General features: G+C 41.8%; 12 protein-coding genes. 9 read left to right on the forward strand and 3 right to left on the reverse strand.

The genetic code is table 11. The features are described from left to right. Positions 1-36 precede the first annotated feature (36 nt). The 7 genes from secDF (at position 37) to DQW11_RS09070 (ending at position 7,505) form a co-directional block, all read left to right on the forward strand. Positions 37-3,006, forward strand: coding sequence for a protein translocase subunit SecDF (gene secDF, locus DQW11_RS09040; protein ID WP_113923758.1), 2,970 nt, complete (start codon positions 37-39; stop codon positions 3,004-3,006). Between the two features lie 138 nt (positions 3,007-3,144). Then, positions 3,145-3,834 (forward strand): hypothetical protein, encoded by a 690-nt coding sequence (locus DQW11_RS09045; protein ID WP_113923759.1) that lies wholly within the window; start codon positions 3,145-3,147, stop codon positions 3,832-3,834. A gap of 51 nt (positions 3,835-3,885) precedes the next feature. Next, complete coding sequence (locus tag DQW11_RS09050; protein ID WP_113923760.1) at positions 3,886-4,296, forward strand: hypothetical protein; 411 nt, start codon at positions 3,886-3,888, stop codon at positions 4,294-4,296. 5 nt (positions 4,297-4,301) lie between these two features. Beyond that, positions 4,302-4,967, forward strand: a complete 666-nt coding sequence (locus DQW11_RS09055) for a hypothetical protein (protein ID WP_157966078.1) — start codon at positions 4,302-4,304, stop codon at positions 4,965-4,967. A gap of 81 nt (positions 4,968-5,048) precedes the next feature. Beyond that, the gene (locus DQW11_RS09060) at positions 5,049-5,813 is read left to right on the forward strand and encodes a sensor histidine kinase (protein WP_113923762.1); all 765 of its coding nucleotides are present in this window, start codon (positions 5,049-5,051) and stop codon (positions 5,811-5,813) included. A 28-nt stretch (positions 5,814-5,841) separates the two neighbouring features. Continuing rightward, the gene (locus DQW11_RS09065; RefSeq protein ID WP_113923763.1) at positions 5,842-6,468 is read left to right on the forward strand and encodes a response regulator; all 627 of its coding nucleotides are present in this window, start codon (positions 5,842-5,844) and stop codon (positions 6,466-6,468) included. Beyond that, positions 6,465-7,505, forward strand: coding sequence for a Gfo/Idh/MocA family oxidoreductase (locus DQW11_RS09070; RefSeq protein WP_113923764.1), 1,041 nt, complete (start codon positions 6,465-6,467; stop codon positions 7,503-7,505). The genes DQW11_RS09065 and DQW11_RS09070 overlap by 4 nt, the downstream gene beginning before the upstream one ends. Positions 7,506-7,613: 108 nt before the next feature. On the opposite strand, the gene DQW11_RS09075 is transcribed toward DQW11_RS09070, so the two are convergent. Together DQW11_RS09075 and DQW11_RS09080 are read right to left on the reverse strand one after the other, a co-directional pair. After that, the gene (locus tag DQW11_RS09075; RefSeq protein WP_157966079.1) at positions 7,614-8,231 is read right to left on the reverse strand and encodes a hypothetical protein; all 618 of its coding nucleotides are present in this window, start codon (positions 8,229-8,231) and stop codon (positions 7,614-7,616) included. 62 nt (positions 8,232-8,293) lie between these two features. Further along, positions 8,294-8,959 carry an outer membrane beta-barrel protein gene (locus DQW11_RS09080; protein ID WP_113923766.1) on the reverse strand — a complete coding sequence of 222 codons (666 nt, stop codon included), beginning with the start codon at positions 8,957-8,959 and terminating at the stop codon, positions 8,294-8,296. 207 nt (positions 8,960-9,166) lie between these two features. On the opposite strand from DQW11_RS09080, the gene DQW11_RS09085 reads away from it, so the two are divergent. Together DQW11_RS09085 and crtD are read left to right on the forward strand one after the other, a co-directional pair. Beyond that, positions 9,167-10,633, forward strand: coding sequence for a glycine--tRNA ligase (locus DQW11_RS09085; RefSeq protein WP_113924202.1), 1,467 nt, complete (start codon positions 9,167-9,169; stop codon positions 10,631-10,633). Between the two features lie 230 nt (positions 10,634-10,863). Further along, positions 10,864-12,330 carry a 1-hydroxycarotenoid 3,4-desaturase CrtD gene (gene crtD / locus DQW11_RS09090; protein ID WP_113923767.1) on the forward strand — a complete coding sequence of 489 codons (1,467 nt, stop codon included), beginning with the start codon at positions 10,864-10,866 and terminating at the stop codon, positions 12,328-12,330. Between the two features lie 211 nt (positions 12,331-12,541). Here crtD and DQW11_RS09095 read toward each other — a convergent pair whose 3' ends face one another. Next, complete coding sequence (locus tag DQW11_RS09095; RefSeq protein ID WP_113923768.1) at positions 12,542-15,100, reverse strand: M14 family metallopeptidase; 2,559 nt, start codon at positions 15,098-15,100, stop codon at positions 12,542-12,544. Positions 15,101-15,178: the final 78 nt, after the last annotated feature.

Genomic DNA, 15,178 nt, shown 5'->3' on the forward strand with positions numbered 1-15,178 from the left:
AAAAATCTTGTAATCAAACAATCAAAAATCAATCATATGCGTAACCAAGGAGTCATTGTGTTTTTGACCGTGGTAGTCACAGCTTTGTGTCTGTATTACCTGTCATTCACATTCGTTTCAAACAACATCCAACAAAAGGCTGTAGCATTCGCTACTGACGGAACGGGAAATCTGGATTTTGCCAAAAAGCAGTCCTACCTCGATTCAATCTACCGAGAGCCTGTGTATAATTTTCTAGGTGCCAAATTCACCTACAAAGAAATCAAAGAAACCGAATTGGGACTCGGCCTTGACTTACAGGGCGGTATGCACGTTACTTTGGAAGTTTCTCCCATCGAAATCCTAAAGGGTCTTTCAGGTAACAGCAAAGATGTGGCTTTCAATGCCGCATTGGACGAGGCAAGCCTAGCCGCCAAAACGAGCAACAGCAAGTTTGTGGACTTGTTTTACAGCTCATGGCAAAAACAAGCTCCCGGACAGAAACTGAGCGCCATATTTGCGACCGCAGCCAACAGAGGTAGAATTTCATTGGAATCTTCCGATTCTGATATTCTTCAGATCATTGACACTGAAGTTGAAAATGCGATTGAGCGTTCATTCAATATCCTAAGAACAAGGGTAGACAGGTTCGGAACTTCCCAACCAAATATCCAGAGAATCCAAGGTTCGGGCCGAATCCAGATCGAACTTCCAGGTGTAGACAATGCAACCAGGGTGAGAAATCTCCTTCAGGGTGTTGCTAAGCTCCAATTTTGGGAAGTGGCAGAAGTTAACGAATACCTGTCTCAGTTGGAAGCCGCTAACAGTCTTTTGGTAGCTGAAGCACAAGCAAAAAAAGCTGCGGTTCAGCCTGAAATTGCCGAAACTGATTCGGCAAAAGCCGCCGCTGCATTATCAGAATTAGAACAACAATTGGCCGGAACTGCAGATTCTACGGATGTTTCTACTTCTGTTTCTCCGATTTTTTCCTTGACCAAATCACAACAAGGATTGGTGTATGAGATCAGGGATACTGTGGCCATCAACAGGATTTTTGCCAGAGAGGATATAAAGTCAGTTTTGCCAAGAGATGTAAAATTCCTTTGGGCCGTAAAGCCTGAAGTGGCTGAAAACCTTGAGTTGTTGGAACTGTATGCCATCAAAAAGAGCAGAACAGGTGACCAAGCTCCTTTGGAAGGTGATGTCATCACGGATGCACGTCAGACTTTGGATCAGACTTCCCGTCCTGCGGTAAGCATGCAGATGAATGCCGATGGTGCCAGAAGATGGAGAAAACTGACCGGTGATAACATCGGTAGAAGAATCGCTGTGGTCCTTGATGATTTTGTCTATACTGCGCCGATGGTGCAAGGTGAAATCCCTTCCGGACAGTCAGAAATCACCGGTAACTTCACCATTGAAGAAGCCAAAGATTTGGCAAATATCCTGAAGTCAGGTTCACTTCCTGCACCGACCAAAATTGTGGAAGAAGCCATCATCGGCCCAACTTTAGGTAAGGAAGCACAAAGCCAGGGTATCATTTCCATGGTTGCGGGCTTGTTGTTGGTTGTGGTATTCATGGTGGCCTATTATGCCAAAGGCGGTTTCATAGCTGTTGCAGCTTTGATATTCAACATCTTCTTCATTTTGGGGATTTTGGCACAGCTCGGCGCCGCATTGACCTTGCCGGGTATCGCGGGTATCGTGTTGACGATCGGTATGTCTATTGATGCCAACGTGTTGATATTTGAAAGGATCAAAGAAGAAATGGCCAACGGTGTCGGCATCATCGCCGCAATAAATGAAGGGTATAAAAAAGCGTTCTCCTCCATTTTGGATTCCAACGTGACCACTTTCCTTGTGGGTGTGATCCTTTATGCACTCGGTCAGGGACCTGTCAAAGGTTTTGCCATCGTCTTGATGATCGGTATCGCCTGTTCATTCTTTACTGCGGTATTTGTGACAAGGTTGATTTTGGCTTTTGCTACCAAAAAAGGAGACAACAGCAAAGTATCTTTCGATACACCTTTGGCAAAAGGATTACTGAACAACCTCAATTTCGATTTCATGGGTTCAAGAAAAGTGTCTTACATGTTTTCTACCGGATTCATAGTAATAGGTTTAGCTATCGCTTTGTTCAATGGATTGAAATTCGGTGTGGATTTTACCGGTGGAAGGTCTTATATCGTGACATTCTCTCAACCTGTTGTAGCTTCTGATCTGAAAGTCGGTTTGGACAATGAATTTGATGGGTCTGTAGAGGTTAAATCCTATGGAGGAAGCAATATCATGAAAATCACCACTTCTTACCTGATCAATGAAGATGACGATGCTTCCAACGTTGAAGTAGAAACCAAAGTAAGAGAGGGAATAGAAACAGTATTGGGCTTAACCTATTCCACAGATGCATCCAATATCCAGGACGGTCAGTTTGCCATTACCGGATCATCCAAAGTAGGGGCTACAGTGGCAGATGACATCAAAAAGTCCTCAGCAGAAGCGATGTTCTTCGCATTGGTGGCTATCTTCCTCTATATCCTTTTGAGGTTCCGTAAGTGGCAGTTCTCTTTGGGTGCTATTATTGCCTTGATTCACGATGTGCTTTTTGTGATTGCAGCCTTTGCAATAGGAAATTTGCTGGGAGCCAATTTTGAGATTGACCAGGTATTTATTGCAGCTGTTTTGACAGTTGTCGGTTATTCTATCAATGACACGGTAATTATCTTTGACCGTATCAGGGAAAACATCGAAATGCGTGGTACTTCCAAATTGGTGAAGATGTTCAATGACGCCATCAACCAAACCCTATCAAGAACCTTGATCACTTCGTTTACGACTTTGATTGTGGTACTTGTGTTGTTGTTGTTCGGTGGTGAAGTATTGAGAGGATTCTCGTTTGCATTGTTTGTAGGTATCATCATCGGTACTTATTCTTCCATATTTATCGCTTCGCCGATTGTGGTGGATTTGATGAAAAAGGAAATCGAAGCCGAAAGCTTACAGGAAGTAGCAAAGAAGGCGGTATAATTTCTGAATTTTGACCAATGTCAAAGGGAGTCAGCGCAATCTGACTCCCTTTTTTTGTGTTTTCATCAAAAAATACCCTAATCACGGGATTTTTCGAGATTTTGATTCCTGTTATTTTTGGGGAATAAAATAGTTGATATGTCAAGCAGCGTTTATCTTTTTGTGATTGTGTTGAGTGTGGTTCTTTCACTCGTTAATTTCGGCTTGAAAAAGAATAACCGGTTCCAGGGCCACGGGATTATTTTGGGAATTTTGCTTTTGGTAATGGTATTTGAATCCATAGGAAGCTATACCGCGAGCATGAAAATCAACAATTCCCTGCTCTACAATATCTGTTGGGTGTATGTGGAATCTTTGCTCTTGGTGCTGTATTTCTACAAATTTGAAAAAAGTACCTCCGCCAAAAAGAATATTCTCTTGGTCTCTTTCCTTTTACTCCTTTGGGGCATTGTCAATTCTGTATTTTTTCAGCCCATTTCTACTGTTTTTCAATTCTATTCTTTTTTACCCAATAGCCTTTTTATTCTTGTTTTATGTGTCCGGTTTCTTTCCAATATACTGAATCTCCGGATTTTTAAAGATTGGAATCTGATCGCCCTTCCCCATTTTTGGATTAGCACTGCGATTCTGTTTTTTTATGTCGAAGCTGTATTGGTTTTTGGGATGTACCAATTTTCTCCCCAATTCGTGGTAGACAATGTATCTATAATTTTTGGGTTCAACAGGATGATGGCAGGTATGATGTACCTGATCTTTGGGTTGTCATTTTTTTTTCCGACGATGTTCAAGAGAAACTTTGCTGAAGGAAATACCATGGCCATGCTATAAAAATTGGTTATTTTTTTCTTTCTTGGATACTGAAACACAAATTCAGGGATCATGACCAAAGAACAATTGGAAGCCTTTAGATTGGCTTATGGAAAATCAGTCAAAAAATGTATCAAGGGAAAAGACAAAAATGGCAAAGACATCGAAGAACAATCCGATTGGGTGTTTTTTGACCGGAAGCTGATTCAGGATTTGCTTGACATGACCGACCCAAAAACCGGTGGCCTCAAATTGTATTTTGGACAGTACGACAAAGAAAATCTCGATATCCTACCGATAGACCGAAAAGATAGGGACGACTATATAGGAAGGATTTCCATCGCCGTCGCTGCAGCAAATAAGACGGAAAGTGGGATCATCGACCTAGGGACCGAATCAAAAAATTCAACTGATTTAACCCTTGAATCAGGTTCTTCCATTAGAAATGGAGGAGACCTTTGTCCTCCTGGCTGTAACCCATAATCCTGATGAACTTGATCTATTGGTATAACTTTATGATTCTAATGGGGATGCTTTTAAGCATTCCCTGTTTTTTTTTGGACCTGAAAGGTTTCAAAAAAGGGCACCGAATAGTTTTTTCGATTTTGGTGTTGGTATCGATAGTAGAGTTTTATGGAGGATATTTGGCGAGGCAAGGGATTAGAAACCATTGGGTATATAATATCGGATTTGTTTATGGTGAGACGATTTTAATATTGACTTACCTTTCGGTGGTTTTGAATAGCCCAAAGAACAAAGTGGTATTGAAGGTAACAGCCTTCTTATTTGGTGCTTTTGCGGTTTTGAATACTCTTTTTTTTGACCCGATTGACCAATTTCATAATTACAGCCTCACCATTGGTAGTATCCTGATCATCTTAGGTTGTTTTTATTTCTTTTATGTTGTCATGACGCAGGACACTTATTTGGATGCAAAATTATGGCAGGTTCCTGATTTTTGGGTGGTTTCCTTTTTCCTTCTCTTTTACAGTGCTTCAATGATGTATTTTTCATTTTTGTACAACATCATTGAATTAGAAGATGTCATGCGGAAGCAGTTGAATTTTGTATTAAAAGTAATAGGGGGCACCATGTATCTGGTTTTTGGATTGGTTTATTATATTCCCGTTTTTGCTAAAAAAGAAAACAGGTGATAATTCACCTGATTTCCCTCCTTTAATTTTCCAAACATTTTCGCTTATCTTGGAAAGGACTAACCAATTTTAAAATCACCGATGCAAAATGAGGGTTCCGATCTTTTTATAATCGTGCTGTTGGGGTTTTTCCTGATGGTGTTGATGGTTTCTTTTATCGTGATCATGGTGATATACCACCGTCAGCGTCAGATCAAAAACCAACAGAAGGTCAGGGAAATCCAAGCCGAATACGAAAAAACAGTCCTCAATGTAGAAAAGGAACTCCGTGAGGACATCCTCGCCCATGTCGGTAGAGAACTCCATGACAATGTGGGACAACTGCTTTCCCTTGCCAAAATGAACCTTTCTAGCTCCAAGCCGGAGAAAGTCTCAGAAGGGAAAGTCATGGTCAATGAAATTATCCATGAAGTGCGCGCACTTTCCAAAACCCTGAATTTAGATTGGGTAGAAGCGATTACTTTGGAGGAATTTATCCAAAGGGAACTTAAAAAACTAGAATCCGCCGATTTCTGTAAGGTCGCTTTCCACCAATCAGGGAATGCCCTGCAACTCGATAAAGATAAAAAACTGGTTTTGATCCGGATCATCCAAGAAAGTATCAACAACGCGATCAAACATGCACAGCCAAAGCGGATTGAGATTTCCGTCGATTCGGACCAATCCCAATCTCTCATCAGGGTAAAGGATGACGGTAAGGGTTTTGACTACACAGTCCAATCCTCCGGTTCGGGAATCTACAATCTTAAAAACCGGATGGCGACGATCGGAGGAGAGATGGTCCTGCATTCTGTTTTGGGCAAAGGGACCGAAATAAAACTAATTTTGCCAAATCAAAAAGCTTGATTTAACTTCCGTCCTAAATGGAAAAAATATGATCCGTATCGCATTGGCTGATGACCATAAGATGTTTGCCAAAGGTATAGCAAGTCTATTGGAAGATGATGATGACCTGAGGATGGAGGGTATTTTTTCGAATGGACTCGCGCTGATGGAGTTTTTGGAATCCCATGAAGTGGATGTTGTCCTGACCGACATGAATATGCCTTTGCTGGATGGGGCAGGTGTGATAGAAGCTGTAAAGCGGCTGAATCCCGATTTAAAAGTTATCGTCCTGTCTATGTACGATGATGAGGCAATTTTCATCAAATGTCAAAAATTGGGAGCCGATGCCTATATTCTGAAAAATGCCGACTCTGATGAACTGATCTATACCATCAAAGAAGTGCATGAAGGAAGTCACATCATGAATTTTCAGAAAGTCCTCAGTCAGAATTTAGACGATGGGTATACGGATTATTACAAGCAAAAATTCAAGCTATCCAAGCGCGAACTGCAACTCGTCAGAATGATCAAACGGGGCATGACCAACAGGGAAGTAGCGGAAGAACTGCATCTCAGTATCCATACCGTGGAGGCGCACCGCAAAAAAATCCACGCCAAGTTGGGTGTCAGTTCTATAGCCGAACTCGTAAAGAAAGCTTTTGATCTCGGAATATGAACAAAATCAAAACAGCATTGGTCGGATTTGGGTCTGTAGCGGAAAATGTTCACGCTCCCCTGATTTCAGTTTGTGAAGGTTTGGAATTGACCGCGGTGGTCGAGAGAAACCAGGAGAAGTCTAAAGTCAAATATCCCCATGTCCGGGTTTTCAAAAGTCTGGAGGAATTATTGACAACGGATGCGGCAGATTTGATCGTGATAGTCACGCCAAATGAATACCATTTTTCCCAGGCAAAATTGGCCTTAGAAGCAGGCAAGCATGTAGTCGTCGACAAGCCCGTCACCATCCATTCCAAAGAAGCCGAGGAGTTGAAAGAGTTGGCAGAATCCAAAAATTTAATCCTGTCAGTATTCCAAAACCGCAGGTTGGATGGAGACATTCAAACCATTAAAAAAATACTCAAAGAAGATATTTTGGGCAGGATCGTCCATTTCGAATCTCACTTCGACAGGTTCCGACCGCATTTGGTGGACAATTGGAGAGAGAAGGAAGTCCCGGGAAATGGGATTACCTATGACCTCGGGACACATTTGATAGATCAGGCAGTAATGCTTTTTGGTAGGCCTGCATGGATTTATGCAGAGATCTTGAAGCAAAGAACCGGTGCCGTGGCGGACGATTTTTTTGACATTACGATGATGTATGAGGGCCTCAAAGTGAGGTTGACAGCAAGTGTTTTGGCCAATTCTCCGATTCCGAGATTCATGATTTTGGGAGAAAAAGGATCTTATGCCAAATACGGGTTGGATGTGCAGGAAAAAGCATTCAAGGCAGGACAAATCCCTGAAGGAATCAATTGGGGATTGGAAGATGCAGCAGCGTGGGGCAAACTCCACCTCGAAAACGGAACCATTTCCTATCCAACAGAAAGAGGTGATTACAGGATTTTTTACCAAAATATCGCTGATGTCATCCATGGCAAATCCCTTCCGGAGGTGAAAATGCAAGAAGCGATTGATGTACTGAAAATCATCGAAGCGGCTTTTTTGAGTAATAAAGAAGGGAGGAGAATATATCGAGATGAGATTTTTTGATTGATCTCTAAAAAACCACAAAATTATCGTTGGGTGAATTGCTGCAAAATCCTTTAGAAAAATGAAAATCCTCCAAACCTATAGAAAAAGGTTTAGAGGATTTTAAAACTAAAAGAAGAAATTCATAGCTAAATTAAAAATTTCACCTGCATTAAAGGAAAAATCCCTTGAATCAGCATTTTGCATCATGACATTTGGATTTTCGACAAACTCTTCAATTTTGATGTTGCTGTATCCGAATATTCCACTTTTCCCTTCAAGGGAAATTCTTTTTGAGACCAAATACTGGATCCCCAAACCTGCCTGTATGGTAGTGTTTTTGGCTTTGCCATAACCTGGTCTGCTACCATCAGACAAGATGTATTCAGATTCATACCAATATCTTCCAAGCTGTAATTCTGTGAAAAAAGAGAATTGGTTATCTATGGGAATAAGTTTCCTTACGAAAATCCCCAACCCATAGGCAGTAGAGATTTGTTTTGTGGGTTCTCCAGGTGAATAATCAGTAACTGCAATGCTATTTATTCTTTGTCTATTGTAGGATCCTTCGATTCCTATGGCCAAATTATCCTGAACAAAGAACCCGATACCCGGCGAAAACATCATTTTTGGGATTTCTAAGTTGGTTTTGTAGAAACCCGTGTTATCAGGATATACCAAATTAAAATCTTGTTTTGAGAAATTGAAACCGAGATTGCCCCGCGCCATCCAACTACCTTTTTCCATTTGTGCATTGCTTATTGTAGGCAGTAACAAGAAGCAGAAGATCACCATCAAATAATAATTTCTCATTGTCTATTGATAAAAAAGTTGATGCCTAGGAAAATACTTGATGTATTGATGCCAAAATTGAAATCGTGGGTTTTGTAGTTGGTATCCACATTAACTTGGTTATCTGTCCGGTTTGAATAGCTGTAACTTAGAGGTGAAATGGAGGTTTCTATAGAAATCCATTTTTTTGGAAAAAATGCCACTCCTAAGGAAAATTGGGTAGAAAAATTATTGTAATTAAATATCTGACTTGAAGGGTTATTATCTGGATTTTGGACTATGTCTAGACTAATCCAATCGATTCCTGTTTCTAATTCACCAAAAAATGCAAGCTTCTCATTGACAGGAATAAATTTTCTGGCAAATATTCCTGTTCCCCAAGAGCTCGATTTTTCGGTGCTAATGGCAAATGAGGGATTCGAATTCTTGAATTTTCTTGCTTTTTTTGAAAGAGAAACACCTAAAACCCAGCTTTCACTCAAGAAGTACCCAAATTGGGGAGAAATTCCAAACCCACTTTCTTCAACTGTTTGAAAGGGTTCTTGACTTGAATCGAAATAGGTAGTCCTTTTATCATAAATATTCAAAGAGCCCCCAAGTTGGAAATTACCTTTTTGAAGCTGCGCATGAGCAACGTGGGTGACGAACAGGCTGACTAATAATAGAAAATAGAGTCTTTTCATATAGTTATAATTTTCAAGTGAAATTAAGAATTAAGTGGTAACAACGTCTATTATTTTAATTTATTTGCTACCTGATTGATTGTTTTTTCTTGCAAAAAATTTGAATGATCAGACGGTTTAATTTTTTATTGATTGAAGAATAATTTTTTGATTTCAACCTATTTAATTTTTCCTTGCTATTCAGCCAATTTCTTTAATTTTGCGCCCATGGCAAAAAATGATACCACTGCGGAAAACACGCAATTGAAAGATATAATCGCGCACGCCAAGGAATATGGCTTTGTGTATCCTTCCTCTGAAATATACGATGGCCTCCAGGCCGTCTATGATTATGGGGCCTATGGGGTTGAACTGAAGAATAACCTGAAGCGTCTTTGGTGGGAGACCATGACAAGACTCAATGACAATATCGTCGGAATAGATGCAGCGATTTTTATGCATCCTACCACTTGGAAGGCTTCCGGACACGTCGACAGCTTCAACGATCCGATGATCGACAACAAAGACAGCAAAAAGCGCTACCGTGCTGATGTACTTGTCGAAGAACATGCTGCGGTTTTTGAAAGAGCAGGAGACATCGAAAAGGCAAATGGCTTGACGGGTGCTTTGGCTAGGTTGCTTGAAGCGGAGGATTTGGAAGGTGTGAGAGATCTGATCACGAATGAGGGCATCAAATGTCCGATAAGTGGCACTTCCAACTGGACTGACGTTCGCCAGTTTAACCTGATGTTTTCCACGCAAGTGGGTTCGGTAGCGGAAGATTCCACTACGATTTATTTAAGACCGGAGACAGCACAAGGGATTTTTGTCAATTTCCTGAATGTCCAAAAAACCGCCAGGATGAAGGTTCCTTTCGGGATTGCCCAGATCGGAAAGGCTTTCAGAAATGAAATCGTCGCCCGTCAGTTTATTTTCCGAATGAGGGAATTTGAACAGATGGAAATGCAGTTTTTTGTCCGTCCTGGTTCGGAACTGGAGTGGTACAAAGTATGGGCAGACACGCGGATGAGATGGCACAAGGCTTTGGGAATTCCTGAAGAAAAGTTGAGAAGACATGACCATGAGAAGTTGGCGCATTATGCCAATGCTGCCATGGATATCGAATATGAATTTCCATTTGGATTTAAAGAAGTGGAAGGGATCCATTCCAGAACGGATTTTGACCTGAAAAGCCATCAGGAGTATTCCAAAAAGAAGCAGCAGTACTTTGATCCTGAGATCAACCAAAATTACATTCCTTATGTCATCGAGACTTCGATCGGTGCAGACAGGCTGTTTTTGATGATTTTATGCAATGCTTTCGTAGACGAACAGTCAGAAGAAAAACAAAGAACTTATCTCAAGTTGCACCCTGCCATCGCTCCTGTAAAAGCAGCCATTCTTCCTTTGATCAAAAAGGACGGTTTGCCAGAAAAAGCCAAGGAGATCGTAGAATTGCTGAAGTTTGATTTCAACATCATCTATGAAGAAGCTGCTTCCATCGGCAAGCGGTATACAAGACAGGATTTGATCGGTACGCCATTTTGTATTGCTGTAGACCATCAGACATTGGAAGACAATATGGTAACCATAAGACACCGGGATACTACTGAACAGGAAAGGGTGTTGATCTCAGACCTGCATGCGAGATTGAGCGAGGCCTGTAGCTTCAGAAGGATTTTTGAGAAAATTTAGGAAGTCCATAGTCCACGGTCGACAGTCCATAGCTACGACAATGGATTATCAACCCGGATTTTATATAGTTATTGGCTAGAAAGCATACAACAAATAGGAATTTAATGGATAAAAACCCTTCAAAATCAATTTTGGAGGGTTTTTTATTTTTCCAGATTTCTATTTAACAATTATAAATATCCTTTTCAGTTATTTTTTGTTCTTTTACTTTATACATATTTCATTACAAAATGAATAAAACAGCGGTTGTCATTGGATCGGGAATAGCGGGTTTGGCAGCTGCCATCCGCCTTAAAAACAAAGGATTTGAAGTCAATGTCTTCGAAGCCAATTCCTATCCCGGTGGCAAACTTTCAGAAATTATAATCCAAGGTTACCGATTTGATGCGGGGCCGTCGCTGTTTACACTTCCCGATCAAGTGGAAGAACTGTTTCAAATTTCAGGAAAAGATCCGAAAGCCCACTTTGACTACATCCGCCTGCCTGTTGCCTGTCACTATTTTTGGGAAGACGGGACACAGATCAAAGCATTTGGAGATATTAAAAAATTTGCTTCCGAGGTCGAGTCCAAATTGGGCGAACCTGCCTCGCATGTATTTGAATCGCTTCAAAAATCGGCTTTTATTTATGACCACCTTGCCCCATTGTTCATGCATCAGTCTTTGCACCGGTTTGGTACTTGGGCAAATAAAGATGCGATTAAATGCTACTTCAAATTGGGGAAGTTGGGGATTTTTTCGACCATGAATAAAGCCAATGAAAAGCAGTATTCGAACCCGAAAATGGTACAGCTATTCAACAGGTACGCCACTTACAACGGTTCTAATCCCTATGAAACTCCTGCTACGCTGAATATCATCCCCCACCTTGAATTCAATATCGGAGCCTTTTTCCCGACAAAAGGCATGCATGACATTACCCTGAGTTTATACAAACTTGCATTGGACTTGGGTGTCAAGTTCCATTTCGATTCCAAAGTAGAGGAAGTCCTTGTCAGGGACAAAAAAGCCATCGGAGTCATTGTTTCCAGTAATTCCCATTTTGCAGATATCATCGTCAACAACATGGACATGGTCAATGCCTACAAGACCATCCTCAAGAAAGAAAAGCAGCCAACCCGATTGCTTGACCAACCAAAATCAAGTTCTGCGCTGATATTTTATTGGGGAATTAAAAAAGTATTCCCGGAACTCGACTTGCACAACATCCTGTTTTCGGAAAATTACAAAGAGGAATTTGACCATATTTTCAATAAAAAGTCCATCTACCAAGACCCAACAGTCTATATCAACATCACCTCTGTCAACAAGCCGGACGATGCACCCGAAGGATGCATGAATTGGTTTACGATGATCAACGTCCCCAATAACCAAGGGCAGGATTGGGATAGACTCATCAGAGAGGCAAGGAAAAGCATCATCCAAAAAGTCAACAGGATCCTAAAAACCGACATTGAGAACCTGCTCGAAGTGGAGGAAATCATGGAACCAAGGACCATTGAATCCAAAACATCAAGTGCTAACGGGGCGCTTTACGGTAACAGCTCCAACAACAAATATGCAGCCTTCCTGCGCCACGCCAATTTCTCTTCGGAGATCAAAAACCTATATTTTTGCGGTGGCAGCGTTCATCCCGGAGGAGGGATTCCCCTTTGTCTGCTTTCTGCCAAGATCATGACTGATATGATTAAGGGATAAAAAAAAAAATCCTCCAAGGGTTTTGCGCCCTTGGAGGATTACCAACTCCAAAACATGATTAAACGAAATCATACCAGCTGGGAAATTCACAAGACATTTAGGATTGTATCCGAATAAATATCTATCAATATCCAATATCAAAAAATATCCTTCTTTAGAAATGCGTCTGCTCTTTGGTTTTTGGCAAACATCCGATTTACATAAGTTCAAATTATCTCGCTGTACCTGACTGAATCGTCTGTCCAAAGAAGATGGCATTCATAAACAACTTATTGGTGCCAAACCAAAATCCTCTGAAATTGGGATTGTCCACAAATCCGATTACCCTGCCTCTTCCAACTCCTGATACCCTGATCGCACCGGAATTTTTGATATGTTCCAAGTTGCTTGGATGGATGTAACCACTTGCCAACGGGTTGGCTGTATACACCATCGGATTGGCATAGGCGTTTTCAGCCGGAACCATAAAGAGGTTATCTCCCCGGAAAGTATATAACTCCGGTTTTTCATATCCATATCCGATAGGGTGGGTAATGTCCAGGTTGACATGGAATATGGCACCTCCTGTGACTTTTGCCCCGGTGGCATTTCCATAGTCTGCATAACTTCTCTGTACCAAAGTATCCTTGGTTTCGTCCTCTTTGAATTTGAATGTTGCAATTTCATTTTGACCAAACCAGTTCAGAGCTCTTCCTGTCGCAATCACAGTTCCTCCGTCTCTCACCCAATTTTTGGTTTTCTCCGCACCGGATTTTCCCAATTGGTTATAACTGCCATCAGAGAAAACAATGACATTGTACCTGCTCAAATCCGCAGCATTGAACCGGTCGACCGGTAAAAGCGTGACTGGCATTTGGAACCTTTGGTCCAACAAATGCCAGACTTCGCCAGCATCGCTGCTGTTGACACCTCCATCCACCAAGATGGCTATTTCTGGTTTTTGGAGCACATCAATACTTGGGGAACCGATATTGACACCACCTGAATAGCCGGTAGTGACGGCATGGATTTCAATTCCTGCTTCTTCGGCTGCTTTCACCAAGTCATTGTATAATTCTTGGTCTGTGGCCTGCGATTGTCCTTTGCTGACGATGATGCTTCCACGTTTCATTTTGACATTCTCAGGTAAAGTTATTTCTTGATGTATAACCCTGACCAAATACCCTTTGTCCATCAGCGCATAGGCTGCTTTGGGAGCATAATATTCGCTCCATCCAAACATATAGCTGTAAGCACCAGGCTGTCCGATAACTTTCCCCTTTGCTTTTGTGAAATTTTTTGGAACCTCTTCTACATTGGCAAGATTCAGGATCTTGCTGCTCAATTCCATATAGTCCAAGTTGAAAGCCATCGGCATGGTCCATGCCGAAACATCATAGAAAAGGCTGTCAGTGAATGTGGTTCTTGTCTCAAACAAAGATTTGATCAACCGGTATTGGGGCTGGTTGAGGGGTACGATGTATGCCTTTTCTTTTTCAAATTCAACGCCATTGACAGAAATGTCCTCTTTCAGACTGAACAGATCGATGTCATGCTGCAAGATCATATCCGCCAGATGGTAGGTCCTTCCCGCATCTTCTTTGGATCCGAAGATTAAGGCTTTGTTGGTATCGGCATCGTATTCGGTCTTTGCTTCTTTGTAAAAATCTCTGAGGTAGGTATTCAATTCCACCCGCATTTCCCTTGCCGCTTCGAATGAGGACAAAGTGGTGGTAAACTGGTTTTTGATCGTGAAAGCAAAAGTCAGAGGACCGTAGATGGTTTCCTGCAGATGCCCTCTTGAGCTTGCCTGCTCAAAAAGGATTCCGATCGAACCCTGCACATCCGGGTAAGTGGATCCTTTGCCGTAATAAAAATCATCGAAATCTTCTTGGCTGTAATACAGGGAACCGATTTTGTCGAGATGCTTTGCATGGTATTGACCGATTTTCTCTGCCAGTTCAAAACTCTTTTTTGGGGTCAAAGGATGGTTTCTCGCGGGTACACCTGGCTGAAAGAAGAAGGTGCTGTTGGATCCCATTTCGTGAAAATCAAGGTGGATATTTGGCAGCCATTCTTGGACTTTCGCTACGCGGTTTCTTGATTCGGGATGCTGTGCAGGCAACCAATCCCTGTTTAAGTCAAACCAATAGTGGTTGGTACGGCCTCTTGGCCAAGCTTCATTGAGCTCGCGGTTGACAGGATCGCCGTTCATGACGTAGCTTTTGTGGGAGTTGACCCAAGAGGCAAACCTGTTGACACCATCGGGATTAAGTGCCGGGTCCAAGAGAATGACAATATTGTCGAGATCGGCAGCTATTTCGTTTGCTGCTGCAAAATGGTACGCCGCCAAAAGTGAAGCATTTACAGCACTTGGTTCATTGCCATGGACAGAATATCCGGCCCACATGACCAAAGGCATGTTTTCAATAGCCACATTTGAAGAAGGGTCCCGGAGTTTTTTTCTTTCGGATTTGATCTGATCCAACTTGCCGTGATTGGCCGGAGAGGTAATGGTCAGGACGATTTGCGGACGCATTTCATAAGTTCGTCCGATGACCTCAATGCTCACCCGATCCGATGCCGCCGCGACAGCCTGCATGTACATGACTACCTGGTCATGGGTGGCATGCCAATCCCCGACTTCAAATCCAAGAACCTGTTTTGGAGTAGGGATGGCAGGATTATAAGTGTATCCTTCTGGGAGGTAATAACTCAAACTATTTTGGGCTTTTACAGGTAAAATCAGCCAGGACAATAAGGCGATCAGAAAAATTTTGGTGGTTTTCATGATACAATAGTTTTTGATTGGGGGTCAATTTTAAGGTAATGTTTTCAGAAAAATGAGTAATTTCGTTTAAGAGGTAAA

The sequence above is a fragment of the Cognataquiflexum aquatile genome, assembly GCF_003316845.1.
Lineage (GTDB): Bacteria > Bacteroidota > Bacteroidia > Cytophagales > Cyclobacteriaceae > Cognataquiflexum > Cognataquiflexum aquatile.